Annotated in this window: 16 protein-coding genes; 15 read left to right on the plus strand and 1 reads right to left on the minus strand. The window is 46.0% G+C overall.

From position 1 onward, the window contains the following. Nucleotides 1-175 precede the first annotated feature (175 nt). The 6 genes from recG (at nt 176) to ftsY (ending at nt 9,596) form a co-directional block, all read left to right on the plus strand. Nucleotides 176-2,215 carry an ATP-dependent DNA helicase RecG gene (gene recG, locus AAA939_RS06820; protein WP_338210912.1) on the plus strand — a complete coding sequence of 680 codons (2,040 nt, stop codon included), beginning with the start codon at nt 176-178 and terminating at the stop codon, nt 2,213-2,215. 30 nt (nt 2,216-2,245) lie between these two features. Beyond that, nucleotides 2,246-3,292, plus strand: coding sequence for a phosphate acyltransferase PlsX (plsX, locus tag AAA939_RS06825; protein ID WP_083491634.1), 1,047 nt, complete (start codon nt 2,246-2,248; stop codon nt 3,290-3,292). A gap of 38 nt (nt 3,293-3,330) precedes the next feature. After that, on the plus strand, nt 3,331-3,576 hold the full coding sequence (acpP, locus tag AAA939_RS06830; RefSeq protein ID WP_057707043.1) for an acyl carrier protein: 246 nt from the start codon (nt 3,331-3,333) through the stop codon (nt 3,574-3,576). Between the two features lie 143 nt (nt 3,577-3,719). Beyond that, on the plus strand, nt 3,720-4,418 hold the full coding sequence (gene rnc, locus AAA939_RS06835) for a ribonuclease III (protein ID WP_338210908.1): 699 nt from the start codon (nt 3,720-3,722) through the stop codon (nt 4,416-4,418). A 123-nt stretch (nt 4,419-4,541) separates the two neighbouring features. Then, nucleotides 4,542-8,102: a chromosome segregation protein SMC gene (gene smc / locus AAA939_RS06840; protein WP_338210906.1), complete on the plus strand. Its 3,561-nt coding sequence runs from the start codon at nt 4,542-4,544 to the stop codon at nt 8,100-8,102. 27 nt (nt 8,103-8,129) lie between these two features. Continuing rightward, nucleotides 8,130-9,596, plus strand: a complete 1,467-nt coding sequence (gene ftsY, locus AAA939_RS06845; RefSeq protein ID WP_338210904.1) for a signal recognition particle-docking protein FtsY — start codon at nt 8,130-8,132, stop codon at nt 9,594-9,596. Between the two features lie 127 nt (nt 9,597-9,723). Here the strand turns inward: ftsY and AAA939_RS06850 are convergent, their stop codons facing one another. Next, nucleotides 9,724-9,846: a hypothetical protein gene (locus tag AAA939_RS06850; protein WP_338210902.1), complete on the minus strand. Its 123-nt coding sequence runs from the start codon at nt 9,844-9,846 to the stop codon at nt 9,724-9,726. 292 nt (nt 9,847-10,138) lie between these two features. On the opposite strand from AAA939_RS06850, the gene AAA939_RS06855 reads away from it, so the two are divergent. The 9 genes from AAA939_RS06855 (at nt 10,139) to trmD (ending at nt 16,045) form a co-directional block, all read left to right on the plus strand. Continuing rightward, nucleotides 10,139-10,486, plus strand: coding sequence for a putative DNA-binding protein (locus AAA939_RS06855; protein ID WP_057707047.1), 348 nt, complete (start codon nt 10,139-10,141; stop codon nt 10,484-10,486). A 21-nt stretch (nt 10,487-10,507) separates the two neighbouring features. Next, nucleotides 10,508-11,956, plus strand: a complete 1,449-nt coding sequence (gene ffh / locus AAA939_RS06860) for a signal recognition particle protein (RefSeq protein WP_338210899.1) — start codon at nt 10,508-10,510, stop codon at nt 11,954-11,956. 96 nt (nt 11,957-12,052) lie between these two features. Continuing rightward, the gene (gene rpsP, locus AAA939_RS06865) at nt 12,053-12,325 is read left to right on the plus strand and encodes a 30S ribosomal protein S16 (protein WP_057707049.1); all 273 of its coding nucleotides are present in this window, start codon (nt 12,053-12,055) and stop codon (nt 12,323-12,325) included. Nucleotides 12,326-12,342: 17 nt separating this feature from the next. After that, nucleotides 12,343-12,600: an RNA-binding protein KhpA gene (khpA, locus tag AAA939_RS06870; RefSeq protein WP_057707050.1), complete on the plus strand. Its 258-nt coding sequence runs from the start codon at nt 12,343-12,345 to the stop codon at nt 12,598-12,600. A 118-nt stretch (nt 12,601-12,718) separates the two neighbouring features. Beyond that, nucleotides 12,719-13,834, plus strand: a complete 1,116-nt coding sequence (locus tag AAA939_RS06875) for an SPFH domain-containing protein (RefSeq protein WP_338208178.1) — start codon at nt 12,719-12,721, stop codon at nt 13,832-13,834. 24 nt (nt 13,835-13,858) lie between these two features. Then, a complete protein-coding gene (locus AAA939_RS06880; protein ID WP_338208179.1) occupies nt 13,859-14,119 on the plus strand; it encodes a TFIIB-type zinc ribbon-containing protein in 261 nt (86 codons plus the stop codon). Nucleotides 14,120-14,145: 26 nt separating this feature from the next. Continuing rightward, nucleotides 14,146-14,763, plus strand: coding sequence for a heavy metal-binding domain-containing protein (locus tag AAA939_RS06885; protein ID WP_338208180.1), 618 nt, complete (start codon nt 14,146-14,148; stop codon nt 14,761-14,763). A 17-nt stretch (nt 14,764-14,780) separates the two neighbouring features. After that, a complete protein-coding gene (gene rimM / locus AAA939_RS06890) occupies nt 14,781-15,305 on the plus strand; it encodes a ribosome maturation factor RimM (RefSeq protein WP_338208181.1) in 525 nt (174 codons plus the stop codon). After that, complete coding sequence (gene trmD / locus AAA939_RS06895) at nt 15,305-16,045, plus strand: tRNA (guanosine(37)-N1)-methyltransferase TrmD (RefSeq protein WP_338208182.1); 741 nt, start codon at nt 15,305-15,307, stop codon at nt 16,043-16,045. Before rimM ends, trmD begins: the two co-directional genes overlap by 1 nt. Nucleotides 16,046-16,118: the final 73 nt, after the last annotated feature.

Genomic DNA, 16,118 nt, shown 5'->3' on the forward strand with positions numbered 1-16,118 from the left:
TTGTGTTTTAATTAACGCAAATGAGTTAGTCCGGTTGCCACTGATGACATGCGGTCGTGGGACCGGGCCTCAGAGCACACTAAGGCTACCCGACGGAGCGGTAACTAGGTGCTTGGTCAGTCATTAAAGTCTTTGGTATAATTGACACATAATCTTTCGGAAAGGGTGTGCGGAGATGGCACAACAATTAAGTGACGCCGTGGGAACGCTGAGCGGTGTTGGTCCAGCGCGACAAAAAGCGTTAGCGGAACTAGGAATTAATACGGTCGCCGACCTTTTAACGTACTATCCCTTTCGCTACGATGATCTTCAAGTCAAAGATGTTAATGAAATTGCTGATCAGGAAAAAGTGACTTTAAAAGGAACCGTTGCGTCGGAACCGGTTCTCGCGCGGTTTGGCCGTAAAAAGAACCGCCTAAACTTTCGGCTGTTGATCGAACACGACGTTTACATGGTGACTTTTTTTAACCAGCCGTATTTGATGAAACAAATTGAGACGGGCCAACCGATTGCCGTTTACGGTAAGTGGGACGCCAAGCGTAGCAGTTTGACCGGGATGAAAATCATTAATCCCAATAATGCCGACGAAGCGTTTGGGTCGATTTATCCCGCTAGTAAATCGGTTCGGCAAACGACGCTTCAAAAGTTGATTAAACAAGCGTATGACAGTTACGCCGATTTGTTGGTCGACATCGTGCCACCGGCCTTAAAGACGAAGTACCGGTTGCTATCACGGCGCCAGATGGTCCATGATATGCATTTTCCAGCTAGTCAGGATGCGTCTGCGGCGGCACGCCGATCCGCTACTTACGAAGAGTTCTTATTATTTCAAATGCAGATGCAGGCGCTCAAGAAAAATGATGCGACGACCAACGGGATTGCGATTCACTATGACAATGACCGGTTAAAGGCGTTCATCAAGACGTTGCCGTTTGAATTGACCCACGCGCAAAAACGGGTGGTCAATGAAATCTGTCTGGATTTAAAATCACCACAACACATGAACCGGTTGTTACAAGGGGACGTGGGTTCTGGTAAAACAATCGTGGCGGCCATTGTGATGTATGCGGCCATTACCGCTGGTTATCAGGCGGCCTTAATGGCACCAACTGAAATTTTGGCGGAACAACACGCCAATAACTTGGCCAGGGTGTTTGCGGATACCGGTGTCAACGTTGCGTTGCTGACGGGTTCAACGAAGCCCGCGGCCCGCAAGACGTTGTTAGCGGCTTTAGCTGCTGGTGAAATCAATCTCTTGATTGGGACGCACGCCCTAATTCAAGACGGGGTTGAATACGCCAACTTAGGATTGGTCATTACGGATGAGCAACACCGTTTTGGGGTCAACCAACGAGCGGCTTTCCGACAAAAGGGCGGTCAGCCCGATGCGTTGGCCATGACGGCAACGCCGATTCCCCGAACCTTAGCGATTACCGCGTATGGTGAAATGGACGTGTCAGAAATTGATGAATTGCCCGCGGGTCGTCAACCGATTCAGACGACGTGGGTGCGTAGTAATCAGGCCAATTCGGCACTGAGCTTTGTGCGGCAACAAATCGATGCTGGTTCACAAGCCTACGTGGTGACCCCGCTGATTGAAGAATCGGAAACGCTGGACGTTAAAAATGCCGAAGCGTTATCCGCTAATTTGCAAGATTACTTTGGTCCGTCGATTAAAGTTGGCCTGTTACACGGTCGGTTAAAACCGGAAGAAAAGGAAGCCGTCATGGCTGAATTTAAAGCGGGCGACCTGCAAGTGTTAGTCTCCACGACGGTCATTGAAGTGGGGGTTGACGTTAAGAACGCCACCATCATGATGATCTACGATGCTGACCGGTTTGGTTTGGCTCAGCTCCATCAATTGCGGGGCCGGGTTGGTCGGGGAAGCAAAGCGTCGTTCTGTATTTTAGTGGCTGATCCTAAAAATCAACAAGGAATTGAACGAATGAAGACTATGACCGAAACGACCAACGGCTTCGTGCTTGCCCAAAAGGACTTAGAATTACGGGGTGCTGGGGACGTGTTGGGCGTCAAACAATCGGGGATGCCGGCTTTTAAAGTTGGTGATCCGATTGCGGACTTAAACGTTTTACAAGTTGCGCAGCAGGACGCACATGCCATTGTGCAACAGCCAGATTGGCAAGACCAACCGGACAACCGGGCACTGGCCCAATATTTAAAAGTGAAATTAGCGGCGGTCGGCACCTTAGACTAGCTGGTGAATACGAGAGGAAATGGTGACAAGATGATCAAAATTGCGATCGATGCCATGGGTGGCGACTACGCCCCTAACGCAGTAATTGAAGGGGTCGAACAGGCCCGCGACTTATTTGAGGACACGGTCTTTTTACTTTACGGTCAACGGGACGTCATTACTGCCCAGTTAAAGAACCGGGAACGCATCCAAATTATTAATGCTGACGAAGTGATCACGATGGAAGACGAACCGGTACGGGCCGTGCGCCGCAAAAAGAATTCATCGATCGTGATGGCTGCCCAAGCCGTGAAAGACGGTCAGGCCGATGCCTTTTTTTCTGCCGGTAATTCGGGTGCGGTACTGGCAGCCGGGTTATTTATTGTTGGCCGGATCAAAGGAATCGATCGTCCCGGATTAGTTACGGCTTTACCCGTCGTCCGCAATGCGAACCAATCGAACTTTGTGATGATGGACATTGGGGCTAACGCCGACAGTAAGCCGTTGAACTTGCAACAATACGGTGTGTTAGGCACTTATTACGCGGAACGCATGATGCACGCGAAGAATCCGCGGGTCGCTTTACTTAATAATGGGACGGAAGACGATAAGGGCAATAAGGTGCATAAGGCGGCCTTTGAATTACTTTCCCAGACGGCTGACATTAACTTTGTTGGTAACGTTGAATCTCGTGATTTATTGAACGGAGTTGCGGACGTCGTCGTTACTGACGGTTTTACTGGTAACGCCGTTTTGAAGAGTATCGAAGGAACCGCCCGTTCGATGCTGGGATTAGTTAAGGACGCCGTTTATAATACCGGGGTCGGTGGTAAGCTAGGTGGTTTACTGCTAAAGAACGGCTTCAATCAGATTCGCTCACAAATGGACTATTCACAGTACGGCGGGGCCGTCTTATTAGGTTTGCAGGCGCCCGTTGTGAAGGCGCACGGTTCCAGTAAAGCACCAACCATCGTTAACACGATTCGTCAAATTCGTCAGATGGTTAGCACGGATCTTGTGCCCGGTGTGGCGGAGTACTTTGCCACCCAACAAGCTAATCAGCAAGCAAGTGTAGACAAGCCTGCGGAAAACGATTAGAATACTTTAGTGAATTCAAGTTAGTGAGGAGTTTCTACATGACTAAAGAAGAAATTTTTAACAAGATTGCGGCCATCATTGCCGATCGTTTTGAAATTGATCAAAGTAAAGTTACCAATGAAATGAATTTGCAAAAAGATTTGGACGCTGACTCCATTGATTTTGTCGAATTTGTATTGGAACTTGAAGATACCTTTGGAAGTGAAATTTCCGACGAAGACGCCGAAAAGCTTTCAACGGTTGGTGAAGTTGTCGATTACGTCGCTGCTCACCAAGCAAAATAATGGTCTTCAAAAAGCAGGTCTCCCAATTGGGACCTGCTTTTTGATTATTAGGGGGCTCACACCTAATAAAATTGTTATTAAACACCCAATCATAGTATAATATTTAATTGTATCGGTATTTTATTTAAGGAAGGAAGCACAATATGATTACAGAATTAGCCGCGATGCTCAAAGACCGTTTTGGGATCGTTTTTAACAACCCTGATTTATTAGCAGAAGCCTTCACGCAGGCCTCGTACGTCAATGAACATCAGGATCAAAACTTAAAGTTTTATGAACGGGTCGAATTTTTGGGGGATGCCGTCTTGGAATTAGCCGTATCCGAGTATTTATACAAACGCTATAAAGACATGCCCCAAGGCAAGTTGACTCGCCTCCGAGCTGCGATGGTGTGCGAAGATAGTTTCGCCAGTTTCGCGCGGGAGTGCGGGTTTCCACAATATATCCGCTTAGGTAAAGGGGAACAAAAAGCACGGGCGTGGGAACGTGATTCCCTCCTCTGTGATATTTTTGAATCCTTCGTGGGGGCCTTGTACCTAGATCAAGGCCGGGAACCAGTTTTGAAATTCGTTCGCCAAGTCATCTTTCCTAAGTTGGACGAAGGTCGCTTTGACGGGGTCTTTGATTATAAGACCACGTTGCAAGAATATTTACAACGGGATGGCGATGTTGCCATCGACTATCAACTCGTTGAACAAGATGGTCCTGCCAACGAACGGTCTTACGAAATTGCCGTCTTAGCTGATGGTAAAAAGATTGGCCAAGGCTGGGGGCATTCCAAGAAGGAAGCCGAACAAAGCGCGGCTCACCAAGCTTACACCCAAGCACAACAGCAGGATTAGTCTTTGTCCGGTTGTCCAGCAGTAATAACGATTACTGGGGTTATGGCATTAATGAGTACAAGTATTAGATATTTTAACGTTGTCAGTAAGTAACGATTAATAATTACAGGAAGTTTGTGTCGAATGCAACTTAAATCATTAGAAATCAGCGGCTTTAAATCCTTTGCCGATAAAACCAAAATTGATTTTCAAGCCGGAATGACTGGCATTGTCGGCCCAAACGGTAGTGGTAAGAGTAACATTATCGAAGCCATTCGCTGGGTCCTGGGCGAGCAAGCCGTCAAAAGCTTACGCGGAACAAAAATGACCGACGTTATCTTTGCCGGTTCCGCAAACCGTAAGCCGCTCAACATGGCAAAAGTCACGATTACGTTTGATAATAGTGACCACTTTTTACCACTCGACTATGCGGAAGTCAGCATTACCCGTAAATTGTTCCGGAATGGTGACAGTGATTATTTAATCAATAACCAAAGTTGTCGGCTAAAAGACATCACCAACTTAATGATTGATACGGGGCTGGGAAAAGATTCCTTCTCCGTTATTTCACAAGGCCGGGTCGAAGCAGTCTTTAACGCCAAACCGGAAGATCGTCGGAGCATCATCGAAGACGTTGCGGGTGTTTTAAAGTACAAAAAGGATAAAAGTACCACGGAGGCTAAACTAGCAGAAACGACCGATTATTTAGACCGGGTCAATGACATCATTGCGGAACTTGCACAACAAAAAGGACCGCTGGAGCAACAAGCTAGTTTAGCTCGGGATTATCAGGATCAAAAACAAAAGTATGACGATTTAGACCGTTCACGCTTAGTCAAAAAGATTACAATTGCGCACGACCAATTAGTCACGGTCAACCAGAAGCTGACCGGTGCCAAGACACTCGTTACCCAGTACCAACAACAAGTTGATGCCGGTGCAACCAAGTTGGCGACGTTGACAGCCCAACAGGCTGAACAACGGCAGCTAAAAGATCAATTGGCAGCCAAAAACTTGGAATTAACGAAAACGATTGAAAATACGCAGGGGCAACAAGGGGTCGACGCCGAGCGCCGTCAAAATCAGCAGGCCACGCAAAGTCGGTTACAAGCGGAACTGACCAACGCCACGGATCAGCTGGCTAGTTTGGGTGAACAACGAGCCCAACTAACCGCCCAGCTGAGCCAACAGCGTGAGCAGATCAAACAATTAAAAGCGACGGTAGCCGAGCTGACGACGGCAACTAGTGAAGCGGGACGTAAACAATTAGCTGATCAATTAACCGCGTTGCGCAATGCGTACGTGGATGAGAAGCAGGTTCAAGCTGAACTGAACAACGAAGCTAAGAACCTAGTCAAACAGCATCAACAAGCGGGTAACCAAACGGATGCGTTGGCCCAACGGTTAGCGACAGCCCAAGCTAATCTTAAGCGGGCGCAAACCACGGTCGATGTTCATAACCGTGATCAGAGTACCTTACAAAACCAAGTGACGCAGCAACAAGCCGCGTTAACGCAGCAACGGGAACAGTTTAAAGCCAATGCCGTTAAGATTGATCAGCAACAGCAACGGTGGTTAGACGCAGCTGGGATGATGCAACGCGAAAAGTCACGGTTAGAGGCGTTACAATCGGTTCAAGAACGTTACACGAATTTTTACGCCGGTGTGCGGATGGTCTTACAACATCGGCAACAGTTTGCCGGTGTTGCTGGCGCGGTCTCGGAACTGTTAACGGTCCCGAGTTCATATACGAAAGCCGTAGAAGTTGCACTTGGTGGGCAATTGCAAAACATCGTTTGTGATACTCAGCAAACGGCCAAGGTCGTGGTTAACTTCTTAAAGCAGAACCATGCCGGTCGGGCGACCTTTTTACCAGTCGACCGGATTCAAGCCCGGCAACTTGCCGTCAATACTGAACATGAGTTGCAACAACAACCCGGTGTTTTGGGCATTGCCAGTGAACTGGTCGATTGTGAACCCCAGTTACTAGCGATTAAACGCTATTTACTAGGCACAACGGTCATTGTTGACACGCTAGATCACGCCATGGCCATTTCACGTACCCGCCGTTTCCGTTGCAAATTAGTCACGGTCGGTGGTGAAACGATTGCAGCCAGTGGTGCGATTACGGGTGGTGCGACCCGTCACGATGACAACGGACTGTTACAACAGCAACAGTCCGCTGAAAAGATTGCGGCGAACGTTGACCAGATGCAAGGCGAATTAATCACCTATGAGAAGGACTTGGCTGACGCTAAGAAAGCTAATCAGGACCTCTCTTCGCAGATTGAGACGAATCAACAACGGCTGAGTGACTTAAAGGATCAATTGAACCAGGTCCAAGCCCAGTTGCAGGCGGCTCAAAGTGAACAGACCCAATTGGCGCGTCAGGTTAAAGCCCTTGATTATGAACAACGCCAGCGTAGTCAGGCCGATGATAGTTATGAAGATCAGGTTGCGCGAAACGAGCAAGCTAAGGCCGATAACGACGCTAAGCTGAAAGACTACCAAGCCCAAATGGCAACGGTTGAACAGCAGCAAAACGACTACGAAGCCTATCAAAAGGCGCAAAGTAGTCGGTTGCAAGAGCAACGTGAACAACTCGTTACGTTGCAGGAACGGTGTAAACAAACGCAGGTCCAGGTCGAACAGTGTGACCAACAGGCCCAGCAGCAGACCCAGGCGCAAACGCAAGCGCGTGCTAGTTTGGAAGAAATCAAGACGGACCTTGCGAGTCAACAGATGTCGGTACAGGAACGGGCATCGGTCCTTAAAACGGCCAAAGCTAGTCAAGCCGAAGTACTGCAGGCCCGTAAAGACTGTGATCAACGCTTAGGCGACCTCAACGATACCGTTGAAGATCTTTCAGATCAACAGGTCCGCAATCAGCAACTAGCTGCCGCTGCAACTGACGATTACCGGCGTCTTGAATTAAGTCAAACCAAGCTAACTGGTGAGGTCGATCACGCAACGGCGGATTTGGCTGAAAAGTATAGTTTGACGGTTGAAGCAGCTCAAAATGATGTCAGTGACTTAGAACTGCCTGCCATTAATGAACAGTTGAAGCTGTTAAAACGTGGGTTGGATGAAATTGGGACGGTTAACCTAGGCGCGATTGAAGAGTTCGACCGCGTGAAGGAACGTTACGACTTCTTAAGTTTGCAAGCTAGCGATTTGAAAGAATCCAAAGCCCACTTATTGCAAACGATGGCCGATTTAGATACGACCGTTGCGACCCGCTTTAAGACGGCCTTTGACAAAGTTGCCGAACAGTTTAGTACGATTTTTGTGCAAATGTTTGGTGGCGGGAAGGCCGAATTGATTTTAACCGATCCAGAGCACTTGCTGACGAGCGGGGTCGATATCATGGCCCAGCCACCTGGCAAGAAGTTCCAACGATTAAGCCTATTATCTGGTGGGGAACGAGCCTTGACTGCCATCACCTTGCTATTTGCAATCTTGGCGGTTCGTCCAGTACCGTTTAGTATTTTGGATGAAGCTGAGGCCGCGTTGGACGATGCCAACGTTGACCGTTTCAGCCAATATCTAAATGATTTCCAAACGGGGACGCAGTTTGTCATCATCACGCACCGTAAGGGAACAATGATGCACGCCGATGTTTTATACGGTGTCACCATGGAAGAATCCGGTGTCTCCAAAATGGTATCGGTATCCTTAGCAGATCTTAAAAATGAACAAAACTAATTCAAATAAGAAAAGGAAGTGTTCAATATGGGACTGTTTAGTCGCCTGAAAAAAGCATTCAGTTTACCTGAATCTGAAGAATCCCAAGCAAGCGCGGCGGCGAGTGAAGCCGTTGACAGTGAAACTAGTCAGGCGAGTGCTGGCACTAGTGACGTTGAAAGCGCCGCTGCTAGCAGTGCGCCAGTTGAGAGTCCAGTAGCTAGTAGTGAAGCCCCAGTTTCTGAGGCGCCCGTTTCGGCTCAAGTCCTTTCCGAAGCACCCGGCGTAGAATCAGTCGCAGCTGAATCAGCAACGGCGTCACAAGCACCTGACAGTGAAGTAGCCTCAACAGAAGCTGAATCTTCAGCAGCACCCCAATTAACGGCTAGTGAAGCCGTTGCTAAGTCAATTGCAGCTTTAAAAGCAGCGGTTGCGAGTCAAAGTGCGGCCGAAGCGGCGCCTGCTAGTGAAGAAGTGGCCACTGTAGATGAGACGAGTGAAGCACCGGCAGAAGTCTCAGCAGCAACCAGTGAGGCTGTAGCTGAATCTGAGGCTCCAGCTGACAGCGAAGCAGAACCAACGGAAGCTGAACGTTACGACGAAGGCTTGAAGAAGTCCCGGAAAACCTTTGGCGATCGCATCAACGCCTTTTTGGCCAACTTCCGGCACGTTGATGAGAGTTTCTTCGATGATCTGGAAGACACGTTGATCGAATCCGATGTCGGTTATGAAACGGCGATGCGGATCAGCGACGAGTTACGTGATGAAGTGAAGCTTCAAAACGTTAAGAGTAAGAAAGAAATTTCTAGCGTTATCGTTGAAAAGTTAGTCGATATGTACGGTGAAGCCGGTAAAGGCGAAGATAATTCGATTCACATGGCAAAAAGCGGTCCAACCGTGATCCTGTTTGTTGGGGTCAACGGGGCCGGCAAGACGACGACCATCGGTAAAATGGCAAACATGTATAAACAGCAGGGCAAAAAAGTTCTGTTGGCTGCCTGTGACACGTTCCGGGCGGGTGCCATTCAACAATTACAAGTTTGGGGCGAACGGGACGGCGTTGACGTTGTCGCTGGTCCTGAAAAGAGTGATCCAGCCTCGGTTTGTTTTGACGCGGTCAAAAAGGCTAAGGCGGAAGATTATGACGTGTTATTCGTTGATACCGCCGGTCGGTTGCAAAACAAAGTCAACTTGATGAATGAGTTGGAAAAGATCAAACGGGTCATCACGCGTGAAATTCCAGACGCACCGCACGAAGTCTTACTAGTGCTGGATGCGACGACCGGGCAGAATGCGTTGAACCAAGCGAAGTTGTTCAAACAGTCTACGGACGTGAGCGGCATCGTTTTGACGAAACTCGACGGGACGGCTCGTGGTGGGATCGTGTTAGCGATTCGAAACGAACTGCACCTCGCTGTGAAATACGTTGGTCTAGGTGAAAAAGTGACTGATTTACGGCCATTTAACGCCAACGACTTTGTCTACGGGCTATTTAAAGATGTCATCACAGCCTAAATGAATAATCAAGATGGTGCTTAGGACTCGCTCTTAAGGGCCATCTTTTGTATTTGAGTCTAAGAAAAATGGCAAACGCTATAATTTGTTCCGGTTGGCGCTGATGATATGCGGTCGTGGGACCGGGTCAAGCCTGAGAAACGTCTTGCCCCTCGCCCGGAACAGTTGCAAAAAACGCAATTGTCCCGGACCGTCCGTGGCCTAAGACCGGAAAATCACCGGTCAAGGCCACCTTCACGACCGATGTCATCAGTGCCAACCTCCGATCATCCAACAGATTATTGATATCATAATTAATCGTAAAGTTGTCCGACGGAACGGCCAATTTGAAAATAACAATTACGGTTACTGTGTTGACGCTAATTTTAGATTGAGTGATTTTTTAGTCCAGGTAGCTGACGATTATTGAAACTAAAACTAGACACAAATGAGCGCCCTTTCATTTTTTATATGAAAATGGCGGCTGAGAGTTGACGAATCCTACTAAAATCGGTAATCTTAACTAGTATGTAGTCTGAGAATATCGCGCGAGGAGTCACCGCATGGAAATTGAAAAAAATTATCGGATTAACTCGTTATTTGAGTTTTATGAACCGTTATTAACGACTAAACAAAAAGAATATATTCAACTGTACTACGGCGATGACTATTCCTTAGGTGAAATTGCGGCCGAGTTTTCGGTCTCACGCCAAGCGGTCTATGATAATATCAAACGGACCGAAAAGATTTTAGAAGGTTATGAAGCCAAACTTAGCTTGTACCATGATTTTGTGGAACGTAACCACGAAGTCGACGCTATTTCTGACTATATCAAAGCGCATTACCACGGTGATGCAACGTTAATTAAGATGATTCAACAACTAGTTAGCTTAGAAGCTGACTCAGAATAATATAAAGGTTAGGTGACACTGATGGCATTTGAAGGCCTAACAGAACGTTTACAAAAAGCAATGACCAATCTCCGACGTAAGGGGAAGGTCTCAGAAAGCGACTTACGGCAAACGATGCGCGAAATTCGCCTCGCGTTGCTGGAAGCCGACGTTAACTTTTCAGTCGTTAAGGACTTTGTTAAAACGGTCCGCGACCGCGCCCTCGGGGCAAAAGTACTTGAAGGTTTAAATCCAGCGCAACAAATCGTTAAGATCGTTAATGAAGAATTAACGAAGACGATGGGTGAAACGGCCGTACCGCTGAACAAATCGGATAAAATTCCAACCGTTATTATGATGGCCGGGCTTCAAGGGGCCGGGAAAACGACGACCGTTGGGAAGTTAGCACTCAAACTCAAAAATGAAGAAAACGCGCGGCCATTAATGATTGCGGCCGACGTTTACCGTCCCGCTGCGATCCAACAATTACAACAAGTTGGGGACCAAATTGGCGTACCGGTCTTTGAAATGGGAACGGACGTTGATCCAGTTGAAATCGTGCGTCAAGGGATGGCTCACGCAAAAGAAAACCATAATGACTACGTCTTCATTGATACGGCTGGTCGTTTACAAATTGACGAACAGTTAATGAATGAATTGGCTAACATCAAGGATTTAGTCCATCCTGACGAAATCCTGTTAGTGATCGATGCCATGACTGGGCAAAATGCCGTTAACACGGCCGAAGGGTTTAACGGTAAGTTAGACGTGACCGGGGTTGTTTTGACCAAGTTAGACGGGGATACCCGTGGTGGTGCCGCGCTTTCTATTCGTGCTGTGACGGGCAAACCTATCAAGTTCGTTGGTCAAGGTGAAAAGATGACCGACCTCGACGTCTTCCATCCAGACCGGATGGCGGATCGAATTCTTGGTATGGGTGACATGCTGACGCTGATTGAAAAGGCGCAAAAACAGTATGATGAAAAAGAAGCCGAAAAAATGAACCTGAAGATTCAGGAGAATAGTTTCGACTTTAACGATTTTCTTGCGCAACTAGACCAAGTTGACAAGATGGGGAGCATGGAAGACATCATGAAGATGATCCCCGGAATGGCCAACAATCCGGCCATGAAGAACGTTAACATGGATCCTAAAGACATCGCACACGTGCGTGCCATTGTTTATTCGATGACTAAACAGGAAAAAGCCGATCCCGACTTATTGAATCCTTCGCGTCGGCGGCGGATCGCAGCTGGTTCTGGGCGCCCAATCCACGAAGTTAACCGGATGATCAAACAATTTAACCAAACCAAAAAGATGATGAACCAAATGTCCAAGGGTAACTTTGCCGGCATGGAAGGTCTGATGGGCGGTAATGGCGGCGGTATCGGTGGTAAGATGCAGCAAATGGCCATGAAGCGCATGGTGCGGCAAACCAAGAAGACAAAACAAAAGCGTTTAGCTAAGGCAATGCGCCGTCGGAAACGCTAGTTTAAAAGATTTTTTAGCCTGTCAAGAAAAAGTCCTTTACAAGCTATTGATTTACTGGTATATTATTACCTGTTAAAGAATTCGGGAGGTGTTTAAATGTCAGTCAAGATTCGTCTAAAGCGGATGGGTTCAAAGAAAAATCCATTTTACCGGATTGTCGTAGCAGACTCACGGTCACCACGTGATGGTCGTTTTATCGCCCAAGTCGGCACATACAACCCACTTACTGAACCAGCCCAAGTTAAGCTTGAAGAGGAAGATATCCTCGGTTGGTTGAACAACGGTGCGCAACCTTCAGATACGGTTAAGAATATTTTATCCAAAGCCGGTATCATGAAGAAGTACCACGAAGCAAAGTACACTAAATAATAAAGCGGTAATAGATCATGGCAGATATTAAAGCTTTAATCACCACGGTTGTCACGCCTTTGGTCCAACATCCTGATGATATCCAAGTTACTTTTAAGGAAACCCAACGGTACCTTGAATATAACTTAACGGTTAACCCCGAAGATATTGGACGGGTGATTGGTCGCCAGGGACGGGTTGCTTCTGCAATTCGGACGATTGTGTATAGTGTCCGCGTTTCAGGACCTAAACGTGTCCGGCTTACGATCGAAGACGGACAACAAAAAAACTCTTGAGCAAGCAGCGATGTTTTGTTTAAGAGCTTTTTTATTACTTTAATAAAGTTAGTAGATAGATTTTTTTGAAAACTTACATGGTATAATTAAATGTTCAAAGATTCAGGAGGATTCAAAAATGGGATTAATTAAGGCCTTTTCTGGTTCGATAAGTGGTACTTTAGCTGATCAATGGCGAGATATTATCACTACGGGGCAGTTTCAAGAACACACAGCGATTATGCCAGGAGTAAAAGTACTTTCAAATAATGGCCATGGATCAAATTTAAATAGTTCTGCGGGTGTAATTACACAGGGCTCTAAAGTATATGTACCTGAAAATACAGCGTTAGTTCTTTTTAAGCAAGGTAAAATTGATGAAGTAGTAACTGAGCCTGGTGGGTATGAGTATCAAGATGGTCAGGATACTATTTTTGAGCGCGGACATGGTCTTGGCGGATTAATAAATGAAGCGTCTCGAAGAATGCAATTTGGTGGTCAACCTGACGATTTTATTCGGCCAGTGTTTGTTAATTTACGTGAAATTCGCGGAATAAAATTTGGTACAAAAGGTCCACAAGTATATCACGATCATTATTACGACACTGATTTGGAAGTGATGGCATATGGGAACCTTTCCCTCCGGATTGTAAATCCAGTGACCTTTTTACAAACATTTGTACCCGCAAATCAAAATTCTTATTCGTTTGATAACCGGACTGCGCATGAGCAACTACTTGCAGAGTTCTTGCAATTCTTTAATGTGGCCTTAAATGGGTTGTCTGAACAATATCGAATTTCACAATTACCTTCACAAGGTAGCAATATTGCTATGAAAATTATGGCGACTCAAACGAAAAATGGCAATTGGGAAGAACGCTTTGGTATGAGAATTGATTCTGTTGGAATAGAAAACATTCAATTTTCTGAAGATTCTAGAAAACTAGTTGAACAGTTTTCTGCAAATCGGATGGAAGTAAATGCGTACAAAGGCATTTCAGCGAATGTAGCAAAAATTGCCGCACAACAAAAGATAGCAAAAGGTATTCAAGAGAATGGTTTAGGGGATGGAGCTGGAGCTATTTTGGGAGTGAATATGACACAAGGGTTCATTAATAATGAAAATAGTAATGAGACTGCTACTGTTGATAATCAAATTAAACTTGTTAAAGAGCTAAAAGCTTTGTTAGATGCTGGTGTCTTGACTGAATCTGAGTTTGCAGCAAAAAAGGCAGAGGTTTTAGGTTTGAAGTAAATTAATTTGGGGTTGTGAGGAGTTATGGAAGAATATAAGTGTAATAAATGTGGTGCGAGTGACTTCGCAAAGGTTTCAGGGCAATTAGTTTGTAATTACTGTGGTTCAGTTTATATGACTAAGAATACAGAACAAGATAGCAGTGAAGCGGATATTTCTTTAAATAGTGATATTGCAATGTTGTTAAAAAAGATTCAGAATGACCCAAATAATGCTCAACTATACGCTAATTTAATATTAGACATTGATCCGACTAATCAGGAAGTTTTCAACTATTTTGATTAGTATTTGAATTAAAGGGGAAAATACATATGAAAACAAAAGAGATTGCACGTAATAATAACTTGTCAGTAGATGAACTGGATGACTTTATTGAGGAAAACACAAAGTATGAAAGTTCTAGGACAGCATTTGGTAGTCTTGTGGTAAAAGAAGATGATGTTTCCGTAATTATTGAAGATTTTAATAATATGCAAGCACAAAATATTGCTGCAGCAAAAATGGCACAAGAGGAAGCTGAACGTAAGGCGAGGGAAAAAGCAGAGGCTGCTGCACGTAAACAAAAAGCATTGAGAGAGATGTTGATTACATCAGGGTTCAATTTTGATGGTTATAATGTTGTGAAATATTCTGGATATATATCTGGTGATGATGCAGTCCAAGTAAATCGTGGTCATGAGGGAGTTTTTGCCTCTGCAACGAATGTTGGTGATGCACTGATGGAAAATTTAACAGTAATCCGTCGTAACGCGCTTGCAGAATTGAAAGAACAAGCGTATGCACTTGGATGTAATGCAATTATTGGTGTTGATTTTGACTACCTTACGTTGGATCCCGAAACGGTAAACTCTCGTGGGGGTACAGTATATATGCCATATGTTTTTGGTGTTACGGCAAATGGAAATGCAGTTATTATTGAAAAAAGTTAAGTTAGAGAGGTATAAACATGGATTATTATCGGATTGGGACGTTGGTCAACACGCACGGTATTCGTGGTGAAGTGAAGGTCGTGGTGATTACTGATTTTCCTAAAAAGCGGTTTAAAGTGGGTCAGCAAGTGACTTTGTTTAAATCACCAGACCAGACCACGAACGGTGTCACGTTAACGATTGCCACGTCACGTCAACAAAAGGGGCTCTTTTTCCTGACATTTAAAGGGCTTGGTAACATTAATGATGTTGAGCAGTACAAAGGCTGGACCATCATGGTAAAGGCTGAGGAATTACACAAGTTACCAGCTGGTGAATATTACTATCATCAAATCATCGGGTTGTCCGTTGTCACGACGGATGGCGAAACCCTAGGTAAAATTAAAGAAATTTTGTCACCGGGTGCCAACGACGTTTGGGTCGTTCAACGTGACCATGGTCAAAACGACGTCCTTTTACCAAAGATTCCGCAAGTGATTAAAACGGTTGATTTAGACGCTGGCGTGGTCACAGTTGAACTAATGGAAGGGCTGATCGACTAATGCAAATCGATATCTTAAGCCTGTTTCCAGGAATGTTTGAAGGGCCGTTGCACGAATCGATGATTGGTAACGCCATCGAAAACGACGTTATCAACGTGGACGTGACGAACTTTCGTGATTACACGACTGACAAGCACAACCACGTCGATGACTATCCGTATGGTGGCGGGGCGGGGATGCTACTACAGCCCCAGCCCATCTTTGACGCCTTAGACGACGTTCAAAAGAAACATCCGTCCAAGGGGCGGGTCATCTTGTTAGATCCTGCGGGTGTGCAGTTTAACCAGCACGTGGCGGAGGACTTTGCAAAAGAAGACCACCTCACGTTCATCTGTGGCCACTACGAGGGCTATGACGAACGTATTCGGTCACTTGTGACGGATGAGGTCTCACTTGGCGACTACGTCTTAACAGGCGGTGAATTAGGCGCCATGGTGATGATTGACGCGACCGTGCGACTGATTCCAGGTGTTTTGGGTAATGCTGAATCAGCCCCTGGTGATTCGTTTTCTAGCGGCCTGCTAGAATATCCCCAATACACGCGTCCGGCTGATTTTCGCGGGATGCCCGTGCCAGACATCTTACTTAGTGGGGATCATGGTAAAATCGACGACTGGCGTTTAGCACAAGCCCTCAAGCGGACTTATGAGCGTCGGCCCGATATGTTAAAAGATTTGAAACTGTCTGGAAAGGCCCGCCAAATGCTGGCGGACATCCAGGCTGACGAGTTAGATAATTAAATTTAGCTTGCATTCTTTAGAATGAATATGTTATTCTATTTATTGGCTATTATGCCCATTAACGATGTTCCGC

Origin of the sequence: Lactiplantibacillus paraxiangfangensis (assembly GCF_036246185.1) — a bacterium.
Classification (GTDB): domain Bacteria; phylum Bacillota; class Bacilli; order Lactobacillales; family Lactobacillaceae; genus Lactiplantibacillus; species Lactiplantibacillus paraxiangfangensis.